Genomic DNA, 22,736 nt, shown 5'->3' on the forward strand with positions numbered 1-22,736 from the left:
AAAGATAAAGTTACAAAAAGAGTATTAGACACTCACCTTTTTCCAGTTGCCTTTTTTGAACCAAAATATAGATATTATGGCTAGTAGCACCTCGGCAGCTGTAATAGCGACAAATACACCCATAGCGCCCATCTCAAAGGTAATAGCGCCTAGATAGGCAAACGGCAATTGAAATAGCCAAAATGCGATGACATTAATCTTTGTAGGAGTGCCCGTATCTCCCGCTCCATTAAACGCTTGGGTTACCACCATGCCATATGCATAGAATATATACCCTATAGCGATAATCTGCAGACACAAACCTCCATTCTCAACTACAACAGGATTGACACTGAACCATCCAACAATATCATATGAAAATAATAGATAAACCAAAGAAACAGCCCCCATAAAATACGCATTGTATTTTCCCGTCTTCCAAACCGAAGTTTCTGCCCGTTCCGGTTTTTGGGCACCAAGGTTCTGCCCCACTAAAGTAGCCGCTGCATTACTCATACCCCAAGACGGCATTAAAGTGAATAACATTACACGAATGGCAATCGTGTAACCAGCCAATACCTCGCTACCGAACTCGGACATCATCCGCATTAAAAATACCCAGCTAGAAGTGCCAATTAGAAATTGAGCAATTCCCCCAAGGGAAACTTTAATAAGGTTCAACATCACTCCAAAACGAATGACAATATCTTTGAACCCTATTTTTATTCGGCTCCATCCAAAGAATAAAACCGCTAGTTGAAACAAAACGGCAGTTCCTCTTCCAATATTGGTTGCTATAGCAGCTCCCATTACTCCGTATTCCGGTATTGGACCCCATCCGAATATAAAAATAGGGTCAAGAATAATGTTGAGTCCATTAGAAAGTACCAAGGCCCACATGGCAACGGAAGCGTCACCTGCTCCCCGGAATATGGCATTGATAAGAAACAGGAGTAAAATAGTAATGTTCCCTCCCAACAAAAGCTGAGTGTATCCATACCCTTCTGCTATCAAATCGGGTTCAGCGCCCATTAGGCCAAGTATATCTTCGGCATATTTAAAACCGAATACACCAAAAATTATCGAAACCAAAACACCTAAAGCAATGGCCTGTACAGCAGCTTCTTGTGCTCCTTTTACATCCTTTGCCCCTATTCTTCGTGCAACTATGGCCGTGGCAGCCATACTAAGCCCTATGGCTATCGCATACACCAGGGTCACAACGGACTCGGTCAAACCAATGGTTGCTACGGCGTTTACGCTCACTTGTGAAACGTAAGCAATATCTACAATGGCAAAAATGGATTCCATCATCATTTCCAAAATCATGGGGATGGAGAGCATAAAAATAGCCTTACGGATGCTTCCGGTCGTAAATTCTGTTTCTTTACCGGTAACGGCAATTATAAAGTACTGAAACAGCCTTTTTAAAGTGATTCTATCTGAATGTGGCATTTGTAATGAAGTTATGTTGATGAAAAGAAAAGTATGTCTTAACCGAAAGAAGAAAGCTCGATTAATTTATAGGTGAAAACCTAGTGACATTTGTACGGAACATAATTTCTATAACTTCATGATGTAACAAAGATGCAAAAAAAAAGGTATTGAGTCTATTTAAAAAGTAGATAAAATAAAACCGTTCCAAGTATAATATGCTCAAAATGAACAACAATTACACTTAAAACGGTCTGTATTACATGTATGTTGAGAATATTTGACTGTTTCAACTAAAAGAAACAGAACACCTCAACATTTTCTATTTCAATTCCAATTCTTTGATTTCAACATCAGATGTACCCCTTATGGCCTCGTAATCTGCAATCAATTCCTGAAGTTTTTCTGGATTTTCTTTTGCCAAGTTTTTCGTTTGGCTTAAATCCTCCTTCACATTATACAATTGGTATTCGCTGTCGTTACCCAATTCAATATTAACCTGCGTATTAACTGCTGCACCTTTGTAAGGTGGAATCATTGCCCAGTCTCCTTTTCTTAAGGCTGTTCTAGAACCGGCCTCTAACACCAACTCACTTCTAGCTTTATCCGTTTTCCCTAAAAAGGCATCTAAAATGTTCTCACTATCCTCACCCTTTTTATCACTCCCTACCAATGCCGCTACGGATGTTAACAAATCTACCTGACAAACCAAAGCATCTGATTTCCCCGGAGCTATCTTTCCTTTCCAATAGGTAATAAAAGGTACACGAGTACCCGCTTCAAACAAGCTGTATTTTCCTCCACGTAAAACACCTGCTGGCGTATGCTTACCAAGTTTCTCTTCAGAGTCATCATAATAGCCGTCATTTACAACAGGGCCATTATCACTAGAAAAAACAATCAGCGTATTTTCTAAGAGACCTTGAGCCTTTAACGTTTTCATAAATTCACCTACAACCCAATCCGCTTCAAGAATAACATCACCACGAGGGCCCATTCCTGATTTACCTTCAAATCTTGGGTGCGGTGTACGCGGTACATGTGGTTGCTGTAGGGCATAGTATAAGAAGAAAGGTTCATCTTTATGGTCTGTTACATAGGCCTTAGCTTTCTCTAAAAAGTGATCTGCCATATCCACATCCTTCCATTTAGCAGCTTCACCACCTTTCATATAGCCAATACGCGGAATACCATTTACAATACTATTATTATGACCGTGATGCCATTTCATAGTTGTCAACTCCGGGTTATCCAAGCCTGTTGGTTCTCCTTCAAAGTTCTTTTTATAATCAACTTCTATAGGATCGTTAGGATCAAGACCATCTACGTTTCCATTATCAATATATACAGTTGGAACTCTATCTTGTGTTGCTGCAAGGATATACGAATAGTCAAAACCAACTTCGTTAGGTCCTGGAGATACTCTCTCGTTCCAATTTACATTTCCACTTCCTAAGCCCAAATGCCATTTACCGACTATACCCGTAGCATAGCCTTTTTCTTTAAGCATTTTAGGTACGGTAAGTTGATCTGTACTGATAATCAAAGGAGCTGTACCCGGAAGTATTTTTGCATCTTTATTTCTCCAAGGATATCTACCCGTAAGGATGGCGTAACGACTTGGTGTACAGGTAGCCGAAGTAGCATACCCATTAGTAAATTGAACTCCTCCTTCCGCTAAAGCATCAATATTAGGTGTGTTTAATTCGGTTGCTCCATAGGAACTAAGGTCTCCGTAACCCAAATCATCCATGTAAATAAAAACGATATTTGGTTGCTTCGGACTCTCGTCCTTGACCACTGTTTTTTCTTCCTTTGACTTACAACCGGATAACACCAGTAACAAAATGGCGCCATTCAAAAAATACTTCCTTAAACTTGTCATGAACTGTTTTGTATTTATAAATTAATCTACTCTCAAATTTATTCCTTTTCGCTTAAATAGAAATTACCTTTTTAGGATCAATGGTTATTTCTATACCACTTATGGTTTTTTCTGTTGCCCCTTCCCCTATAAGTAGAGTGTATTTCCCCTTTACGTAAACGGAGGGCGTATAACTATTCCCTTTAATCCGCATAGCATGAACCAGTTCTTTGGTGTCTTCATTTACAATTTTCAACAATTGATCGGCTGCCTCTACTTCTAACTTTGGAAGATAACCAATAGGTCTCCTTCCATCATTATCCGATTGCTGAATAGTCAATGGCCACCCAGGATACGTATTCTCTTCAGAATCAACATCTAGATTTGCCAAAAATCGGATGGCTTCCATCTTTATGGTCCGGGCGGTGGTATCAAAAGTAACTATACCATACCCCGATGCTTTCTTCTGTGCCTTTTGGTAACGGTTAAATTCTTTATCAAAATCATCTGTAGGGTTTCCTACCGCATAAATATAATTATCGTTTCCAAAACCATCACGATAACATCCGGTGTTCGGTAATCCGTGTTCGGGTCTATCCGTATAAGGAACGTTCACTGAATCTGGCTGTCCCCATCTTGGGTAACCTGTAGAAATAGCTGGCGTACAAAATGTCCAACCTCCATCCCTTGGTTCATTCACGCTGTATTGGACCATAAATGGCAAATGCTGATCACCATTAATGTGAAAAGCACAAGCTTTTCTAATTGTTTCAACAACTTTATCCCGTTTTGATTTTGGCCATCCCCCAGAATCCAAATCGCCGAACAAAAATTCTTTTGTTGGCCCGTGATGTGTTCCCACGTTGGAGAAAAGCGTCTGGCTCAGTAATACTTTCATATTGGCTCCTTTCCAATCTGTAACCCAATTTTCTAGAAAATCCAGTTGTCTTTGCCCCATAAAAGAAAGCGTTTCCGCTTCCAATTCCCCTTCTTTTGCAGGAGCGGTCAAGTGATCTATTCTACCCGCTCCTTCCCTAACCATTTCTGGTCCGGATTTAAAAAGGCGATCACTGACAATTGCAAAACTGACCTTACCATATACCAGCTCCGTATACCAAGTGGTCATACCAGATTTTAAAGGTGTAGCATCATAAGCGTCGGGCATATGACCACATTGCGTTTGGTTTACCACATTCACAAAATTGGGAGTCTGTACCAAACCACCATGGGCATCACGCACTTTTTCCCATTCTTCAAATGAGATTCCTTCTCCTCCTTCTCCCCAAAGGTTTCCTTGATACACATCATGATCATCAGGTGTGCATACGCTTGGTCTATTTTTTAGAACATCGCCAAACGCCCATCCGAACATATACCATTTACCTAAATAATTTAAAATGGCCTTTTCTTCTGGCTGCCTTTTTATGGGATACCCTCCGTTGCCTTCGTATAATTGGTCTCCTGAAAAATAGAGCATATCCGGATTGGATTTGTCTAAATTTTCGACCAAAGGACGGTATGGAAACCCCATAGCATGCTGACATGTGAGTCCGCCAAAGGTTAAAGCTCTATCCGTAGGTTCTTCACGTATAACGCCTTCGTAACTATGTTTTTTCTTATCCAAACTGTAACGTAGACGGTATTTTACATCTTTAGAGGTATCCCAGTTAGCAACAGAAAAAATAGAAGTGAAAGAAACCGGATCTATCTGAACCTTTGCCTCTTTTACCCATTTTCCGTTTCTTAAAAACTGTAGTTCTACCTTTTGGGAATCTTTAGGCCCTATTGGAGGAAGTTGAGCGGTAAGTTTTAACTTCCCTTGAGATAAGGTATACATTGCCCATAAAATAGGACCAAAACTATTTTCTGGCGTATATTGAACTTTTGTGCCCGATAGATGTACATCACTCCACCAAAAAGTACTTTCTTTTTTTTCATCCCCTCTATTCTCAAGAGCGACTAACCCGTTTATATTTTTATCTACTGAATACTTTAGAGTTTTAGAGATACCAGCACTATCATTTACTTCTAGGTTTAATTCTGTGGCATCAGCTTTATTTTGTCCCTTAAATTGAAGGGTGAAATTTTTAAAATCGAATTCCTTTGGAAGTGATTCTTTCTTTTCATCAATATAAATTTCGCCATTTAGATTTAATCCTGCCGAAATACCCTTTCCAAAATAACAGGCCGCTTTAACGCTTTTAGGGTCTGTAAAATCTTTTATTCCAACGGAAAAACCTACTCCACCTTTATTGCCCTTATTCTGTAGTAATCCTAAGTTCCCCTTTAGTACAAAATCGCCCTGGTTTTCACCTAATACATGGGTTAAGATATGTAACCTGGATTGCTTCTCTGCACCGGAAAATTCTAGTCGGTTGTTTTTAATTTCCCAATCTTCCATAGGTACTGCCCAGAACGAACTGCCAACCCAAACCCTATCATTCAACTTTTTAAAGTCCGCTGAAAAATTGGAATTAACAGAATTCATCGTCCCTCTCTCAAATACCATCTCTTTTGCAAGGATAGGATTAAAAGGACTCGCCAGCATGGGCACGGCGAGTCCTAAATTTTGAATAAACTTTCTTCTTTTAATGGTCATACTTAGTTTCCTAATTTAGGATTTACATTAACCTCAGATTCCGGAATAGGCCAAACATTATCCGTTCCTGCCCTGAAATTTTTGGTCGTCACGTACCATCTTGATTGCGGGTCGATTTTCTTGGATGTAGTTGGATACAAAGTAGAGCTTGGAAAAGGAGCTCCCCAGAAATCGCCAACTAGGACCTCGTCTCCTATATCCCATCTAAAAATATCCCAAAGACGCTGACCTTCCAATGCCAATTCAATTCTTCTTTCGTTTCTCAAAATAGGACGAAGTGTAGCCGGATCGGTTTCGGTTATTGGTGGCAGTCCTACAGAAGCTCTACCTCTAACCTTATTGATAGTCTCGTCTAACAACGTTTGTGTTATAGGGTTACCTGCTTCTAGCTCAGCTTCCAAATAACTCAATAAAACTTCGGCATACCTTATAATCGGAATATTTCCACCATAATCAGATCTTAAATTACCACTAAAAGACTCGTCAAAGAACTTTCTAAGCCCATAACCCGTTCGCGTTGCCTGTTTAGAATAGGTTAATTGATCCAAAGATTCCGTATGATCAGGGTGACAGTCATAAATTTTATCTCCAAAAGAAGAACCGTCCCAAAGTAAATTATATCTAAATCTTGGGTCCCTATTAGCTCCCATATCATCGTAATCAAATCTTGGGTCATCATAAGATAAAGGCGTACCATCATCAAAACCATAAGCATCTGCCAAGCTCCCTAATGGATTTACAATATGCCATCCCGAAGCTACGGCAGGATATGCGTGCTGCGGCAAAGAATTTCCTGCCTGTCCTCCAAAATACTGGGTACTAAAAATGTTCTCGCTACTAGCTTCGTTCGCAGGAGTGAAAAGAGAAGCATAGTCTGGGTCTATGATATTTTCACCCATGTCAATAATCTCTTTGTACACTTTAGAAGCTTCGATAAAATTCTTCTCCCCAAGATACATTCTACCCAAGAAAGCTAAAGCAGCCTGCTTACTTGCCCTACCAGCTTCTGAACCCGACAATTCTCCAAAAGATGGCAAATCTGCGGCAGCGGCTTCTAACTCACTGATCACAAATGAAACCAATTCTGCTTTTGAAACCTTATCTACATTGTTTGCCTCATCTGGCGTTAAGGTCGTTGTTACCAAAGGAGCACTACCCCAAAACTGGGAGATATAGAAATAAGTGGAAGCCCGTAAAAAGCGAACCTCGGCGGTCATTCTATCAATCTTGCCCTGGTCCATATCTACATTACCAACGTTTTCTAAAAAGTCGTTGCAAATAGCAATTCGCTTGTAAGAACCTTTCCAATAGCCATTAATAACATTATTATTTGGTAATAAAGTACCGTCCGTAAGACGATTTTGAGTAGAGTTATCCCCTCTACGATCATAGGCATTATCCGTTGCAAATTCCATAAAAACGATGCCGCAATACGTCCACCAATCTGAAGGCACCACTTGGGTTCCATATTCAATGGCACCACGGTAAGCCCCTGTCAAAGCTATATTTGCATTGGACTCTGACGTCCAAAAATTATCTTTTGCAAAAGCGTTACTTGGAAACTGTTCTAGTTCTTCGTCGCAGCTCGATACGAAAATCAATGCCATGCTTAAAACAGCGAACCTAGCAATGTATGATATGCGACCTATATATATATTTAATAAGTTTGTCATGTCCTAAAATTTTAAGTTTAAACCAAAGGTGTAGGTAGTTAGAATAGGATAATAACCTCCTGTAGAATTAATCTCGGGATCCCATCCATCTCTGTAAGAGTTAAACGTGTGCAAGTTCTCGGCACCCACATACATCCTTAGATTATCGATGCCAATTAAATCAGTTACAGGATCAGGGAAATTATAGCCCAATTGCACATTTTTAATTCTAAGATACCCCGCATCTATCACCCAAAAATCTGAGGTTTGCGTATTTGGCGTACCACTATTGGTAATAACTTCAAGTCTAGGGTAATCAGGGTAACGAACCGGATTTTCTGGATCAAACCTTCCTTCCATTTGCCATCTTTGAATATTTCCTAAATTGAAGAAAGCATACCCAGCATAATTCGTCAACTGTCCTTTAACTCCTCCAACACCCTGAAGAAACAGAGAAAAGTCGAAGTTTTTGTAATTAAGGTTAACATTAGCTCCGTACGTGTATTTTGGTATACGACTACCTAAATACTTACGGTCATACGTTGGGTCTACTTGACCATCCGGCACCCCATCAGGACCACTAATATCCTTATATCTAAAATCACCTGCTTGCGAACCTGGGTTAACTGCTGTCTGGTCTGCCCAACTAGATACTTCTCCGTCATTTAGAAAAACACCGTCTGTCTCATACCCGTAATACATTTGCATAGGATAACCGATAAAAAGATCAGATCCATTACCCACATAACCATTTGGCTGCTCTACGTTACCTAAGCCCAAGGTCACAACCTCATTATCAATCACAGAAAAGTTTCCGTTAACCGAATAGCTGAAATCACCTTTACTGCCTCTGTAGCCCAAGTCAAATTCCCAACCCGTATTTTTAACGGCACCGGTATTGGTTTCACTAATACCAACCCCTAAAACAGATGATACACTGGAAGATGGCTTAAAAAGAACATCCGTGGTATTTCTCCTAAAATAGGTAGCATTGAACGTCAATTTTCCGTCAAAAAAACCGGTTTCGACACCTATATCCGTTGTTTCCGTTGACTCCCACTTAATGTTCGCATCACGATAGGTAGAATAAGCAGCTCCTGTAGAAAGTCCGCCACCCAATGCATAATCACGGCCTGAAGCCAAAACGGTTTGGTATGGATAGTTACCAATATTCTGGTTTCCTAAAATACCCCAAGAACCTTTCAGCTTTAAGTTTGAAAGCCATTCCACATCTTGTAAAAAAGATTCTTGTGATGCTCTCCAACCAACAGCAGCCGCTGGAAACACTGCATACTTATTACTCTTAGGAAATCTTGATGACCCATCATAACGAAGCGTAGCTTCAAACAGGTAACGCTCATCAAAACTATATTTTAAGCGAGAAAAGAAAGACTGTAAGGCCCACTCCGCATCATAACCAGCAGTTTGCTGATTTTCTGCACTACCTAGATCCAATACCGTGTAATCATTACTTGCAAAATCCTGTCGGTATCCATTAAAAAAAGAAAACTCTTCGTTCTCAAAAGAATACCCCCCCAAGAAGCTAAAATCATGAATACCTACTTCTTTTGACCATTCACCTGTAAATTGAAGCGTTTTATATAGTTCCTTATTACTGTACTGGTTCAAATAAGACTGACTCAAGTTAATCTGGTCGTTCAATCGTTGAGACGCGTAGTATGAACGCTCTTCGTGCAGTGTAAAATTATACCCACCTATTGCCGAAAACACTAAGTTATCATTAGGCTTATAGTCTAGTTTAACATTTACACCTGCTTTTGTACGTGGGTTTTCCAAATAAGAATCAGAAGCCAACCAAGCCACTGGAGTTCCACCGCTTTCAGGCCCAATCCCAAAATTACCTTGAGAATCTTGTCCTAGCTCAATTGCTGGATATCTTACGGCATTAGATACCAATTGACTCACAAAACTGCCCGCATTATCAGTTGCGTCAGATGCTCTACTAGCTTCACTCTGGTACCCCGGGCCTTTATTCCCTGTCACCTGAGGCTCTTCTCTTTTTTCTACAGAACCAAAAAATCGAGTATTTAATGTAAACTTATCCCCCAATTTATTCTGAAGGTTCATACGCACATTATAACGATTAAAACTATTTTTTGGAACGATACCGTCTTGTTGTAAGATTCCGGCAGATACATAGTATTTGTTTTTTTCGTCTCCACCATTCAAGGTTAGCGTATGTGAAGTCTGGATTCCGTTTTTTGAAAATAAATCTTCTAGAAATTTTGTGTTCGGATAATTATCCGGGTCATCTTGTGCTTTATATTTTGCAATATCCTCCGCAGTAAAACTATTACTGCCAGAAGCTATATTATACATTTCGGCATATTCCCAAGAATCAACAAATTCCGGAAGCTCTGTTGCCGCATTAAAGCCAACGTAGCTATTGTAATTTATAGAGAACTTGTTCTCGCTTCCATTTTTTGTGGTAATAAGAATTACCCCATTTGCCGAACGCGCTCCATAAATTGCCGCAGAAGAAGCATCTTTTAATACTGAAATTGATTTAATATCATCCGGATTAATATCATTCATGCTACCAGCAATACCATCTATCAAAACAAGTGCGTCCGGTGTTGCTCCAAAGGAACCAACCCCTCTTACACTTATGTTTCCCCCACTCTGACCAGGTCGCCCAGAACGTTGAACCACTGTAACACCCGGCATTTGACCGGTAATAGCCTGGGACACCTGAGTAACAGGTCTGTTCTCTATATCTTTGGAAGATACTTGAGAAACAGAACCAATTACGTTCACTTTCTTTTGTGTACCAAAACCGACCACAACAACTTCATCCAAGCCTGCGGCACTTTCAACCAATTTAATATTTAAAGTAGTTTGTCCTGCAGCGGGTATTTCTTTAGTGGCAAAACCAATATAGGAAACCACCAAAATAGCATCATCAGAAGTAAGTTCTAAACTAAAATTACCATCAAAATCTGCCGTAACACCATTTGTCGTTCCTTTTTCTATTACATTGGCCCCAGAAAGGGGTACCCCCATTTCGTCTGTAATCGTGCCTGTTACAGATTGTTGATATGTAATTATTCTCTCCTTTTCAGGAGGATTATCTGCTTCTTTAAAAGAAATGTTCTTCTTAAGAACAATCTGGTTTTTTACCATGGTATACGTAACGCCATTACCAAAAACCAAGTTCAATACTTCTTTGATCGGTCGTTTCTCTATACTGAGAGTCACCCTTTTAGAAACGTTAAGCTGACCCGTTTTATAAAAAAAACGGAACTCACTTTGCTTTTCTATTTTTTTCAGTACACTTTCAATAGTCTCGTTTTCGGCCTCAATGGAAACCTTCTTATTTTGCGAATAAGAATTCGCATGAAGGTTGAACAAGGCAAAGGCAAACATTAGAATGGAGATTTTCACTGTTCGGTTCTTGTTAAGAATGTTTTTCAATAGAATGAAAAACAATGGTTTTTTTTCCATATTTTTAAAGGATTTTGATTTGTTTAAACTGGATTGAAATCATTACTTGTCGGGGGACGTTGCCGCGTTCCCCGTTTTTTTTGGCTCTAAATCAGGTCATTCTTATGTTGGTTTTTTAATTAATATTTGGTTATTAGATATCTCATAGTCAAATTCTGCACTTTCTTTAAAAGTGTCCAGTAAATCTTGTATTGTTTCATTTTTAAAAGCACCTCTAAATCGCACTGCTTCCAGCTCCTGATATCCATTTTCAATTCGGACTCCGTAGCGGCGCTCAATCTTTTTTACAATAGCTTCAAAAGGCTCATTATTAAAAGTCAAATCGCCCTCACGCCAATTTAGATAGTCATCTAAATTAACTTCGCTTATTACAAGAGCATCTTTTTGCATTGCTACTTTTTGCCCAGGTACCAGAATACTTGGCTCGTGATTTATTTGTTCACTTCTATTATCATTAATAGCCACACTACCTTCCGCAAGTACCGTATAGGCTTCTTCGTTCGCATAACAACTAACGTTAAAATGGGTTCCCAGTACCTTAACATCCATATTCTGGGCAACCACTGTGAATTGATGATTTGGGTCCTTGGCCACTTCAAAATAGGCTTCCCCCTTTAAAAAAACTTTTCGCTCTTGCCCTTTAACAAAACTTACGGGATACTTGAGCGAAGTATCTGCATTTAAGTGCACCAATGTGCCATCGGAAAGTAGTAATTCAAAGGTCTTCCCCTTTGGAATAATTATCTCATTGTACACAAGCTCAGTAGTAGGCTTGCCATGGTACACCATTTGATCATTAGCTTGCGACGCCAAAATGTTCCCATCTGCATCTTTTATGGATTCCTCACTGCCAACAACAATTTCCTTTGTTTGATTATCGCTGGTTTTTAGTACAATTGCGGAATCATCTACTGTTAATACGGGTTCTTCCTGCGTATCTATGTTTAGAAAATAATAAGATACCACAAGTCCTAATACGCCAACAAATATGGCGGCATACTTTAAAACAAAAAGATTGAAATTAATTCGTTTGATTTTGGTTGGGTTTGTTTCATTTGTAATTTTTTGCCAAACCTCTTGCTTTACGGATTTATCAAACTTAAAATTTGACATTTCAAGATCATCGCCTTGATACGATTCAAGAAACCTTTCCAACAACTCTCTTTCCTCTGGAGAGCATTCGTTATTCAAGTATTTCTTAAATAGTTTTTTTGCGTTTTTTGCATTCATCTACACCTCTATTAGAAACGGATATCATTATTAAGTACCCAAAATAATGCGATGGTACACGTCAGAAGTCGATTATTTTTTAAAATCGATAAAATTTCAATAGTTTAATTACGATATACCCAATACCTAAAAGCTAGTATAGTAATCAAAAGAAAACTGTAACACATTCAAAAACAAGACTTAATAAAGTTGATTTAGTAGAGCAAAAGGAGAGAAATAACAATGGCCTCCTCTAGCTGAAGATTATTTCTAAGAGAAGCCAATGCTTTTGAAATTTGATTTTTTACCGCTTGCACGGATATTTCTAATTCTTCGGCAATTTCTTTGTTCGATTTGTGATGGTAACGGCTCAGAACAAAAATTTGGCGGCACCTTTTTGGAAGTTTAGCTACATGATCACGTATGATTTGATCGAGCTCCGAGTACTCCAGTCTTTGAGATACGTTCATTGAAACGTCAATAATGTTCAATCGGGTTAAATCTTCCGTCGATAACTTATTATTTCTAAAATGATTGAAAATCTGAAACTTTACTGCTTGAAACAGATAGGGCTTTAAGAAAGTAATATTGTTTGTCTTTCGTTTTGACCAAAGAGAAATAAAAACCTCTTGAATAATATCTTCACATACAGCCCTGTCCTTAATTATGTTGTGCGCATAAATGAACATAGCGCGGGAATATTTGTCATAAATAGCCTTGAAAGAAGCATTATCATCTTCCTCCATACCTTTTACTAGCGTCAAATCTTCACTTATCATCTTCATCACACAACAATCAAGATGCTAAATCTATAAAAAATTGACTTAAAATTACAATAACAGTAAAAAGAACACTTAATTTTAAGCTATAATACCAATTTTAAAGTAAACAAAGTGAAGCCAGAACTTTACTTTGCGTAGTTAACCCTATACCTCCAATTACTTATTACACCAAGTATTACAGCTCCTAAAGCTATATACCAAATATAGTCCGGTGTAATAGCTGCGGCACCACTTTGTCCGTAACTATGTAAACCTACCAAGTAATAGTTTACGCCAAAATAGGTCATCATTATACTGCCAAAAGCAATAACACTCAGAAAATTAAAAACCCACCTACTTCGTAAACCTGGTACCAGACGCGTGTGCACAACAAAAGCATAGATCATTATAGAAATCAGAGCCCAAGTTTCTTTAGGATCCCAGCCCCAATATCTGCCCCAACTTTCATTGGCCCATTGGCCACCTAAGAAGTTTCCAATGGTGAGCATAACAAGCCCTACAGTCATAGATAGCTCATTTATAATAGTCAGCTCTTTAATGTTTATATCCATTACGGCCTTATTCTTCTTATTGGTGAATATCATAAGTAACAAAGAAACCAAGCCAAGAATCATTGCGACTGATAACGGACCGTAACTTGCAACAATCACGGCAACGTGAACCATAAGCCAATAACTATCCAACACCGGTACCAAATTGGAAATAGCAGGATCAACCCAGTTCAAATGGGCAATAGTTAGCAGCATACTGGTAACAAAAGCAGATGCCGCAATGGTCATATCACTTTTTCTGGCAAAGAGAAGTCCCATTCCCATGGTTGCCCAAGAAACATAAAGAATACTCTCATAAGCATCCGTCCACGGTGCATGACCAGAAATATACCACCGCAAAACAAGACCAGCGGTATGCCATAGGAACAGAATAAAAATGGTGCCCTTTAAAGCAAAAACAGCAACACGCCAAATAGAACGGTCCTTAAAAATCTGAAATACTAAAACAAAGAACATTATAACACCTACTAAAGCATAAAGACGATAAAGGGTGTTGAAGATATTCAGTTTGTTATAAATAACCTCTGTATTGATTTTAGCTTCAGAAGGAAGCACTTCTTTACCGTGGTTCTTTTGATTCTGTTTGAACGCCTCCAATAGTTTGTCCGCACTACTATAATCTCCCGTTTCCTTTGCTTTTCGCAAGGTCATCAGGTAATAAGGAACCGAATTTTTTATAAAGTTAGCATACAACGAATCAGAAACCTGGTATTGCCCGCCTCTGTATTCTATTGCTGAAATCCATTTATTGTTCTCATCATTCAACAATGGAAAAATCTTAATGATACGCCCACTTAAAGCCTGATCTAATAGACTTAAACGAATATTTGCGTCTTTAATATCCGTATCGAATTTATTAGGGATATTAGTTGAAGTCGCTTTTGCTAAAAAAGGCTCTAACTTGTAATTCCCTTCTTTATCGAAAAAATCGGTGGCCTTTACAAATTTCTGTCCTTCAGGAATACCTATTACGTGACGAATACTATCATTCTTACCCTTTTTATCAACAGCCAAAAATTCTGCGTTGTACCACGCTGCTGGACTCAACATCATGGATAGAAACACCTGATCGGCATTCATATCCTTATAGACATCCTTTAAGCTAAGCTTACGAAGTAACTCTGAAGAAAAAGTATTTATGGGCTTCATGCGGCCGCCTTCATCTTGTATTACCAATTTCCCAAACTTCTCCGCATGCTCCTCAGAAACAATTGTAGTTTGTAAAAGCGAATCTATCTGAGATTGCGTCGGTGCCATGTTGCCATGATCATGACCATCATCCGCAGAATGTTCTTGAGCACTAACATTCAACAACATTCCCAAAACCAGAACCGTGGTCAATTTTGCTTTTTTGTTTTTTAACTTTTCCAAAGAAGCGGCAAGATCCTTAAACCTGGTTTTTCCAAAGAACATAATCCCCATTAAACCAATGTAAAGTAAAAAGTACCCTAAATATGTAATGCGCGTCCCCCACTGATCATGGTTTACGGATAAAACGGTTCCTTTTTCATCTGGACTAAAACTAGCTTGAAAAAAACGATACCCTTTATGATCAAGAATATTGTTCATGAAAATACGGTAATCAAAAGGTCTTTCATCCTCTACCGTAACCTTACTCATAAAAGACTTATACCCTTGCTCGGTACCAGGATATTTTTCAGCAATAAAATCATTCAGCTTAATGCTAAAAGGCAGCTCGTAAACTTTAGAACCATAGCTTAAACTAAAATCCAAGCCGCCAACATTTATCTTATCGGAAAATTCAGAAACACCTTTACCACCTAAAAGTTTTTGCTGAACAGTTTCTCCATTAACCGTAATATCCACTATCATAGCGTCCATGGTAGCATCTGTCATTTTCTCTTTTGGCACTTTTACAACACCATAAGAACCTTTTACCACTGGTTCAGGAACTACAAATTGCATTCCTGCAGTTGAGTACAACGAACGCAGTTGAAATTCCTGTAGGCTATCCTTGGCAACCTGTCCTTGAAACTGGTCTGCCATTCGCATAAAATTACCTTCAAAAGGTGTTTTTATCGTGTAAGTACCATCCTTTTCAAAAATATTGATTGCACCTTCCGTATCATTGTTCAAAGAAAAAAGTACATTGTGAATGCTAGAGACTTTACCACTTTCCAAGAAATGTTCATGTCTTTGACCATCACCCGCCTCAACAATCTTTAAATACTCTTTTCCATTTTCATCCGGAATCAACCCTTCTTCTGCCCCATCAATAAAACCTACATAAGAAATAGTAAAAGGCTGACCATTAAAATCCGATTTCCACGGTAATCTTGCTTTAATATCTTCGGCCGTGACAATTAAATCTTCTTGTAATGTCTTTCTTTTGGGTTCTCCGTTGATTTCACCATCTACAAAGGCCGTTAAATAGGTTTTATCCGAATAGAATACCTTTTCTGATTTTCCCTCTCTAATGGGCATCATTCCTTCATAACTGATATATCTAGTAACAAATGCGCCAACTACAATAAAAATCCAAGAGAGGTGAAGTGTTAAAACTGCCCATTTTTCCCATCTTAACAGACGGTACCTGAACATATTACCAATGAAATTGATTACAAAAAATACCATAATAGCCTCAAACCACCAGGTATTATAAATCCAAATCCTAGCTGTTTCAGTAGAATATTTACTTTCGATAAACGTACCTAAACCCATTGAAATAGCAAAAACTATAAACAAAATGGACATTAAGCGGGTGGAGAAAAAGAATTTTTTGAGCATGTTCATCGTCAGCAGCGAAATTGGTTTTCAGCAGGCAAAAATACGCCCTTTTTATTATTTACAGGAAAATAGGCCAACCTAAAGTCCTGATAAAACTGTTAATTATAAGTGAAATTTTTACGAGATTCGTTTAAATGAATAGAACCCTTTCTATACATCTTAAGGCACAAGGGTTGCTATTATATATTCTTAGAGTCATAGTAGCTAATTTTAAAATGAAGGGATGTGAGATTTGTAGTTCATTTTTAAATAGAACAAAGTCTCCCATACGTAATTATATGCTTATTTTCGTCACATGATCAAGGTAAGTATTTTAGGAACGGGCAATGTGGCCACCCATCTTTTCAAGGCTTTTTCCAGCTCGGAAGAAATTGAAATCATACAGGTTGTTGGCAGAAATACCAAAGCGCTTCTCGCGTTTGGCCATAACACCAATACGACTTCGAATTTTACTGATTTAAAAGTGTCAGATATCTATATTATTGCATTGAGTGACAACTCCATAAAAACTGTATCAGAACAACTTACAAAAAATAATGCCCTAATTGTTCATACATCGGGAAGCACTCCCATGGCCGAACTTTCAAAACACAAAAGACATGGTGTTTTTTACCCATTGCAGACATTTAGCAAGACCACGGAGGTAGATTTTAAAAAAGTTCCCATTTGTTTAGAAGCTAAAAAAAAAGAAGACATGGCTTTATTGAAAAAGCTAGCAAATCTTGTTTCCAACTACAGCTACGAAATAGATACAGAACAACGTAAAAGCCTTCATCTTTCGGCTGTATTTGTTAATAATTTTACGAATCATCTGTATCAAATGGGCTCAGACCTTTGCAAGGAACACAATGTTCCTTTTAAAATTCTGAGTCCGCTTATCCAAGAAACCGCAAGAAAGATTGAGACGCTTTCCCCTTTTGACGCCCAAACTGGTCCCGCAAGAAGAGGCGATTCAAAAACCATAACAAACCACTTAGAACAATTAAAAAATCCAGAATTCAAAGCCATTTATAAACTGCTTAGCAAATCAATACAGACCACTTATGGAAAAAAGTTATAAAGAGTACCTTAAAAATATCGACACTTTTGTTTTTGATGTTGATGGCGTTTTTACCGACAGCACCTTAATGATAACCTCCGAAGGTGAAATGCTCCGCACCATGAGTGTAAAGGATGGTTACGCCGTAAAGACCGCCTTACAAAAAGGATATAAAATATGTATTATTTCAGGCGGCACCAATGAAGGAGTTCGGCTTCGTTTAAATGCTTTAGGAGTAAAAGATATTTACTTGGGCGCGCACCACAAAATGGACGCCCTTAATCAATATATGGAGATGTACAATATTGAACCGAGTACGATGCTGTATATGGGAGATGATATTCCGGATATTCCACCTTTAAAAACCGTAGCCTTGTCAACTTGCCCACAAAACGCTGTTCAAGAAGTAAAAGCGGTATCTATGTACGTTTCTCACAAAAACGGAGGAGAAGGTTGCGTAAGAGATGTGATCGAGCAAGTTTTAAAGGTTAAGGGAGATTGGATGACCAATTTTAGTGCTGCAAACGATTAACTATGTTAGATCTAAATAATCACACTGTAATTTTAGCCAGCGGCTCTCCTAGAAGACATCGGTTTTTAAAGGAAATGGGTATTCCTTTTGAAGTACGATTAAAATCTTTGGATGAGATATATCCTCCTGAATTAAAAGGAAGCGAAATAAGTGATTATTTGGCCAAATTAAAAGCCGATGCTTTTGAAGGTGAGTTACAAAATAGAGAGATTTTAATTACCTCGGACACTGTGGTCTGGCATAACGGGGCATCTTTAGCCAAAGCGGCCGACGCGGAAGAAGCTTTTCAAATGCTAAGAGCACTATCTGGTGATTGGCACGAAGTGATAACTTCAGTGTGCTTTACTACACGAGGTGAGCAGAAAGTTAAAAATCAGATAACCCATGTAAAATTCAGGCAGCTGTTAGACGAAGAAATAAAATATTACGTCAACACCTACAAACCTTATGACAAAGCCGGCGCATATGGTATTCAGGAATGGATAGGACTTACTGGGATTGAAGAAATTAAAGGGTCTTACCCCAATGTTGTAGGCTTACCTACGCAATTGGTATACAAAACGTTAATTGAAATGGCCAAGTAGTTCTTTTTGGTTAATTTTAAATAAAACTTTTACTTCATGAAAATTATAACAAAACAAGCTCTTCCACTCACATATATTGCTTTACTAATTTCCTTTACCCAGTCTTGTCAAGATGTTAAAAAAGAGGCTGATAAAGATATTGTTCATACTGAAAAAAGTGTAAAGCTACCCGAGAAAGAACTCTCTGGTGACTTTAAGAATTACTGGTACGCCGGTGATGCGGAAATTACATCTTACGAACTACAACTAGCACGATATGGCGAAATCAGAGAAGGCAAAGCTGTTCTTGTTTTTGTTACCGAACCTTTCTTGAAAGATAAACAGGTAAAGGCTGATGGAAACAATCCAGATAATATTCCTGTTTTAAAACTTAATGTTACTAAGAAATATCTTACCGGTATTTACCCTTACTCCATAATGACAAGTACATTCTACCCTGTTCACGATAACCAGCATGCACTTAAAGTTTCGTTTTCCGCACAAGAATGGTGCGGACAGGTTTACGCACAGCTTAATAACCGTGAGAAATTTAATGTGATATCTCATTCGTATTTTGAGGGTGAAGCAGACCAAGACTTTAAATTAGAGAAAACCGTACTTGAAAATGAGCTATGGAACAAGATTAGGGTTTCTCCTGAAACACTACCTGTTGGAGATTTAAAAACAATACCTTCCCTAGAGTTTATTCGATTGTCGCACAAAGAGTTAAAACCATATGAATCAACTGCTAGTTTAAGTGCTGGAGATAGTGTTTCAACCTATCAAATAACGTATCCTGAACTAGAAAGAACGCTAAAAATTAATTTTACAACTGCCTTTCCCCATAGTATAGAAAGTTGGTCTGACAGCTTTACTAGCGGCTTTGGAGAAAAAGCAAAACAGATGACATCTACGGCAACAAAAATAAAAACTTTGAAGACTCCTTACTGGCAACAAAATGGAAATAAGCATTTATCTTTGCGCGATAGTTTAGGTCTCTAATTTTATGCAAGAATTTATTTTAACGAACAATCACGAACTTATAGCCACAGCCATAACTTTTGGACTGTTGTTGATTTTAAAGTTTATTACGGATAAGACCATTCGGAAGATTGGCAGAATTAGTGATATTGTTGAAGCTCGCACCCTTTTAATCACAAAGTACGCATCAATGCTTCTAACCCTTATTGGCTTTGGTGTAATTTCATTTATTTGGGGCGTAAACTTTAGAGAAGTAGGTCTTGTTTTCTCTTCTGTTTTTGCAGTAATCGGTGTAGCTTTGTTTGCCAGTTGGTCCATTTTAAGCAATATCACAGCTGGTGTCATCTTGTTCTTCTCATTTCCATTCAAAATTGGAGATCAGGTAAAGATTTTAGATAAGGATATTGAATCTCAAGAGCCATTTTTAATAGAGGATATTAGAGCTTTTCATGTGAGCTTAAGAAAATCCAACGGTGAGCTTTTAATTTATCCAAATAATTTAATGATGCAAAAAGCGGTAATATTAATATATCATTCCGAAGATATACCAGACGGTACAGAAGACGCCTAGATACACACCTCATTGTTTTATTTTTCAAATTAAGGCTAAATCTTTTTGTTAAAGAATTTTTAAAAAAACCCGCGAAGCCCTTTAAACTTTCTATCTTTGGTATGGTGTCGCTTTTGTATATTAGTGACTTTTTCCAGACAAAAACCAACTTTATGCGTAATCTTTTGGCATTCTTTGCCGGAATACTTTTGTGTTCAAACCTTATTAATGCACAGCATACTGTGCAGCAGTCTTCTTCCGAAATTTACCATTCCATTGAAAAACTGAATTTTTTGGGTGCTGCCCTTTACATTGCTGCTCACCCGGATGACGAAAATACCAGACTAATTTCATATTTATCGAACAAAACTAAAGCCAGGACCGGCTATCTTTCGTTAACAAGAGGAGATGGCGGGCAAAACCTTATTGGTCCCGAGCTACGCGAACTTCTCGGTGTTTTACGCACACAAGAGCTTTTAGCTGCGAGACGGGTAGATGGCGGTGAGCAGTTTTTTTCTAGAGCAAATGATTTTGGTTATTCAAAACATCCGGATGAAACTTTAGAAATTTGGAATAAAGAAGAAGTTCTAGGAGATGTCGTTTGGGCCATTCGTAATTTTAAACCGGACGTGATTATAAATCGTTTTGACCATCGTAGTCCAGGAACCACTCATGGGCATCATACATCTTCTGCTATGTTGAGTTTTGAAGCTTTTGATTTGGCAAATGATAGTAATGCGTATAGCAAGCAATTAAAGCTTACCGAAACATGGCAACCTAAAAGGTTGTTTTTCAATACATCTTGGTGGTTTTACGGTAGCCAAGAAAAATTTGAAAAAGCAGATAAATCAAAAATGGTCAATTTAGATATTGGCACTTACTACCCCATTTTGGGGAAATCCAACAACGAAATTGCTGCATTAGCCAGTAGTCAGCACTTATGTCAAGGTTTTGGTCGCCTATCCAAAAGAGGTACGGAAAATGAATATGTTGAATTATTGAAAGGCGATATGCCCAAAGATTCAGATGATATTTTTGAAGGCATAGATACGTCATGGTCTCGTGTAAAAGGGGGTAAAGCAGTTGGAGAAATCCTTTATGCAATTGAAAAGAATTTTGATTTCACCAACCCTTCCAAACATTTACCTCAATTGATAAAAGCATACGAATTACTTCAAAAAGTGGATGACCCCTATTGGAAGGCCTTAAAATCTCAAGAACTAAAAAGTATCATTTTTAATATAGCAGGTCTTTATTTGGAAGCGTCAGCTGAGACGGCTTTTTCAAATCCCGGAGGACAAGTAAAAATCAATATTGAGGCCGTTAACAGAAGCTCTGCCTCCATCGTTCTAAAATCTATTTTAATATCAAATACAGATGAAAAATTAAGTCCCTCAATCGCTTTAAAAAATAATGAAAAACATAATTTTGAAATCACTTTAGAAATTCCTGAAACTACAAAATATACCAGTCCCTATTGGCTTAATGAAAAGGGAACTTTGGGAATGTATAAAGTTGATAATCAAAAACTCATAGGCAAACCGGAAACACCACGTGCATTCTTTGCGGAATTTGAATTAGAGATCGATGGGAAAACATTGTTGGTAGAAAAGCCTGTTATCTACCATTATGCAAAACCGGACAAAGGCGAATTGTTTCAGCCTTTTGAAATATTGCCAGAAGCTACAGCTAGTTTCAGTGATAAAGTATTGATATTCGCAGATGGAGAAGCTAAAGAGATACCTGTAACGATAAAAGCAAATGCAGATAACCTTAAAGGTGAGCTTAAATTACGCCATTCACAAGATTGGGATTTAGATGTGGAATCAAAGCCATTCGAAATCGCCAATAAAGGTGATGAGCAGACTATCATTTTCACCTTGACCCCGCCAGCAGACGAAAACGAAAGTTACATCTCTCCAATTATAGAATTAAATGGAAAAGAAATTACCAAGGAATTAATTACAATAGCTTACGACCACGTTCCAACACAATCCGTTTTACTGCCCGCAGAGGCTAAAGTCGTACGTTTGAATATTAAAAAAACTGGGGAACACATTGGCTATATCGTAGGTGCAGGAGATGAAGTTCCCGAGAGTTTAAGGCAAATCGGCTACATTGTGCATACCATAGCCCCAAGTAGCATTTCAAAAGGGTCTTTAGATAAGTATGATGCCGTAGTGGTAGGTATTAGGGCATATAATGTTTTGGACGAATTAAAGTTCAAACAACGCTATCTTTTCGATTATGTTGAAAAAGGTGGTAATCTTGTAGTACAATACAATACAGCAGGTCGTTGGGGAGATCAATTTGAAAATTTAGCTCCCTACCCTATTACCTTGTCTCGTGACCGGGTAACGGATGAAAACTCCGAAGTAGAAATAGTAGCCAAAAAGAACGCTTTAGTAAATTACCCAAATAAAATCGAGGAAAACGATTTTAATGGATGGGTACAAGAACGTGGGCTTTATTTTCCAAATGAATGGTCCAAAGAGTTTACTCCTGTCCTTTCTATGCACGATAAAGGCGAGTCCGCTAAAAAAGGCAGCCTATTGATAGCTCCCTATGGTAAAGGAAATTACATATACACAGGTTTGAGTTTTTTTAGAGAACTTCCTGCGGGCGTGCCAGGAGCATACAAACTGTTTGCAAATATGCTTTCTGTTGAAAAGAATGTACAACCCACCAAATTGAATTAAGATAATGTTAGACAAGTTCGATTGGAAAAAAGAATACACGTTAGTACTCATACTAAACATTGTATATATATTGGTTTTCTCTTACTTAA

The 22,736-nt window shown here is 38.2% G+C and carries 14 protein-coding genes; 6 read left to right on the forward strand and 8 right to left on the reverse strand.

Annotation, left to right across the window (positions count from 1 at the left end; translation table 11 throughout):
• Positions 1 to 24: 24 nt before the first annotated feature.
• From KO521_RS08790 to ccsA, 8 genes are all read right to left on the reverse strand, one after another.
• Complete coding sequence (locus tag KO521_RS08790) at positions 25 to 1,434, reverse strand: MATE family efflux transporter (protein WP_215939516.1); 1,410 nt, start codon at positions 1,432 to 1,434, stop codon at positions 25 to 27.
• 301 nt (positions 1,435 to 1,735) lie between these two features.
• Complete coding sequence (locus KO521_RS08795; protein WP_215939517.1) at positions 1,736 to 3,298, reverse strand: sulfatase family protein; 1,563 nt, start codon at positions 3,296 to 3,298, stop codon at positions 1,736 to 1,738.
• Positions 3,299 to 3,350: 52 nt separating this feature from the next.
• Positions 3,351 to 5,876: an alkaline phosphatase D family protein gene (locus KO521_RS08800; RefSeq protein ID WP_215939518.1), complete on the reverse strand. Its 2,526-nt coding sequence runs from the start codon at positions 5,874 to 5,876 to the stop codon at positions 3,351 to 3,353.
• Between the two features lie 2 nt (positions 5,877 to 5,878).
• On the reverse strand, positions 5,879 to 7,549 hold the full coding sequence (locus tag KO521_RS08805; RefSeq protein WP_215939519.1) for a RagB/SusD family nutrient uptake outer membrane protein: 1,671 nt from the start codon (positions 7,547 to 7,549) through the stop codon (positions 5,879 to 5,881).
• A gap of 3 nt (positions 7,550 to 7,552) precedes the next feature.
• On the reverse strand, positions 7,553 to 10,993 hold the full coding sequence (locus KO521_RS08810) for a TonB-dependent receptor (protein WP_215939520.1): 3,441 nt from the start codon (positions 10,991 to 10,993) through the stop codon (positions 7,553 to 7,555).
• Between the two features lie 102 nt (positions 10,994 to 11,095).
• Positions 11,096 to 12,223, reverse strand: coding sequence for a FecR family protein (locus KO521_RS08815; protein ID WP_215939521.1), 1,128 nt, complete (start codon positions 12,221 to 12,223; stop codon positions 11,096 to 11,098).
• Positions 12,224 to 12,417: 194 nt separating this feature from the next.
• A complete protein-coding gene (locus KO521_RS08820) occupies positions 12,418 to 12,987 on the reverse strand; it encodes an RNA polymerase sigma-70 factor (RefSeq protein WP_215939522.1) in 570 nt (189 codons plus the stop codon).
• 122 nt (positions 12,988 to 13,109) lie between these two features.
• A complete protein-coding gene (ccsA, locus tag KO521_RS08825; protein WP_215939523.1) occupies positions 13,110 to 16,250 on the reverse strand; it encodes a cytochrome c biogenesis protein in 3,141 nt (1,046 codons plus the stop codon).
• A gap of 328 nt (positions 16,251 to 16,578) precedes the next feature.
• On the opposite strand from ccsA, the gene KO521_RS08830 reads away from it, so the two are divergent.
• The 6 genes from KO521_RS08830 to KO521_RS08855 all read left to right on the forward strand — a co-directional run bounded on the left by KO521_RS08830 (position 16,579) and on the right by KO521_RS08855 (position 22,647).
• Positions 16,579 to 17,343 (forward strand): Rossmann-like and DUF2520 domain-containing protein, encoded by a 765-nt coding sequence (locus KO521_RS08830; protein ID WP_215939524.1) that lies wholly within the window; start codon positions 16,579 to 16,581, stop codon positions 17,341 to 17,343.
• A complete protein-coding gene (locus tag KO521_RS08835) occupies positions 17,327 to 17,854 on the forward strand; it encodes a KdsC family phosphatase (RefSeq protein ID WP_215939525.1) in 528 nt (175 codons plus the stop codon). The genes KO521_RS08830 and KO521_RS08835 overlap by 17 nt, the downstream gene beginning before the upstream one ends.
• Positions 17,855 to 17,856: 2 nt before the next feature.
• Positions 17,857 to 18,438 carry a Maf family nucleotide pyrophosphatase gene (locus tag KO521_RS08840; protein WP_215939526.1) on the forward strand — a complete coding sequence of 194 codons (582 nt, stop codon included), beginning with the start codon at positions 17,857 to 17,859 and terminating at the stop codon, positions 18,436 to 18,438.
• A 36-nt stretch (positions 18,439 to 18,474) separates the two neighbouring features.
• Entirely contained in the window at positions 18,475 to 19,419 is a 945-nt protein-coding gene (locus KO521_RS08845; protein WP_215939527.1) for a septum formation inhibitor Maf, read from the forward strand.
• 4 nt (positions 19,420 to 19,423) lie between these two features.
• On the forward strand, positions 19,424 to 19,969 hold the full coding sequence (locus KO521_RS08850; protein WP_215939528.1) for a mechanosensitive ion channel domain-containing protein: 546 nt from the start codon (positions 19,424 to 19,426) through the stop codon (positions 19,967 to 19,969).
• A 152-nt stretch (positions 19,970 to 20,121) separates the two neighbouring features.
• The gene (locus KO521_RS08855; RefSeq protein ID WP_215939529.1) at positions 20,122 to 22,647 is read left to right on the forward strand and encodes a PIG-L family deacetylase; all 2,526 of its coding nucleotides are present in this window, start codon (positions 20,122 to 20,124) and stop codon (positions 22,645 to 22,647) included.
• The last annotated feature ends 89 nt before the right edge of the window (positions 22,648 to 22,736 follow it).

It is taken from the genome of Zobellia uliginosa, from assembly GCF_018860745.1.
Taxonomy (GTDB): domain Bacteria; phylum Bacteroidota; class Bacteroidia; order Flavobacteriales; family Flavobacteriaceae; genus Zobellia; species Zobellia uliginosa_B.

Excerpts from the sequence above, each read along its gene's own strand:
- KO521_RS08790 (WP_215939516.1), bottom strand. The coding sequence starts at position 1,434 with ATGCCACATTCAGATAGAATCACTTTAAAAAGGCTGTTTCAGTACTTT.
- KO521_RS08795 (WP_215939517.1), bottom strand. The coding sequence starts at position 3,298 with ATGACAAGTTTAAGGAAGTATTTTTTGAATGGCGCCATTTTGTTACTG.
- KO521_RS08800 (WP_215939518.1), bottom strand. The coding sequence starts at position 5,876 with ATGACCATTAAAAGAAGAAAGTTTATTCAAAATTTAGGACTCGCCGTG.
- KO521_RS08805 (WP_215939519.1), bottom strand. The coding sequence starts at position 7,549 with ATGACAAACTTATTAAATATATATATAGGTCGCATATCATACATTGCT.
- KO521_RS08810 (WP_215939520.1), bottom strand. The coding sequence starts at position 10,993 with ATGGAAAAAAAACCATTGTTTTTCATTCTATTGAAAAACATTCTTAAC.
- KO521_RS08815 (WP_215939521.1), bottom strand. The coding sequence starts at position 12,223 with ATGAATGCAAAAAACGCAAAAAAACTATTTAAGAAATACTTGAATAAC.
- KO521_RS08820 (WP_215939522.1), bottom strand. The coding sequence starts at position 12,987 with ATGAAGATGATAAGTGAAGATTTGACGCTAGTAAAAGGTATGGAGGAA.
- ccsA (WP_215939523.1), bottom strand. The coding sequence starts at position 16,250 with ATGTCCATTTTGTTTATAGTTTTTGCTATTTCAATGGGTTTAGGTACG.
- KO521_RS08830 (WP_215939524.1), top strand. The coding sequence starts at position 16,579 with ATGATCAAGGTAAGTATTTTAGGAACGGGCAATGTGGCCACCCATCTT.
- KO521_RS08835 (WP_215939525.1), top strand. The coding sequence starts at position 17,327 with ATGGAAAAAAGTTATAAAGAGTACCTTAAAAATATCGACACTTTTGTT.
- KO521_RS08840 (WP_215939526.1), top strand. The coding sequence starts at position 17,857 with ATGTTAGATCTAAATAATCACACTGTAATTTTAGCCAGCGGCTCTCCT.
- KO521_RS08845 (WP_215939527.1), top strand. The coding sequence starts at position 18,475 with ATGAAAATTATAACAAAACAAGCTCTTCCACTCACATATATTGCTTTA.
- KO521_RS08850 (WP_215939528.1), top strand. The coding sequence starts at position 19,424 with ATGCAAGAATTTATTTTAACGAACAATCACGAACTTATAGCCACAGCC.
- KO521_RS08855 (WP_215939529.1), top strand. The coding sequence starts at position 20,122 with ATGCGTAATCTTTTGGCATTCTTTGCCGGAATACTTTTGTGTTCAAAC.